1 pseudogene is annotated in these 347 nt (G+C 65.1%); it reads right to left on the bottom strand.

Features of this window, described 5'->3' with window-relative positions:
• Positions 1–347: pseudogene (locus HMPREF2924_RS36940) on the bottom strand (hypothetical protein); the annotation flags it as partial.

Below are 347 nucleotides of genomic sequence, written 5' to 3'. Positions count from 1 at the left end.
GCTGTGCTGATGCCGTCGGTGTCGGTTTCGTGGGTGATCTGCACGCTGTCGCTGTCTTGCCGGCAGAGGGTCATGAACGAGATGCGCGCAACGTCGCTCGGCCGGACAACTGTGCCGAGCGCGCTGTCGATCGCCATGCGCTCGACGTCGACGTTCAGCTCGCTGACGTCGAGGATGCGCCGATGGAAGACCTGCCCGCCGTACAGCTCGATGCGGATATCACGCCGGCCGGGCGCATCAGCCCTGAAGAACCTCGCCAGGCCAACCAGCTCGACATCGAGGACGGAACTGGTCGCAGCCACCGTGTCGACCAGCACCAGGTCGGCGGCATGGGTCGGAATCCAGAT

The sequence above is a fragment of the Pseudomonas sp. HMSC063H08 genome (assembly GCF_001813645.1).
GTDB classification, from domain to species: Bacteria; Pseudomonadota; Gammaproteobacteria; order Pseudomonadales; family Pseudomonadaceae; genus Pseudomonas; species Pseudomonas aeruginosa.
The sequence above is the reverse complement of the archived record's forward strand: the minus strand, read 5'-3'. Positions and strand labels throughout refer to the sequence as shown.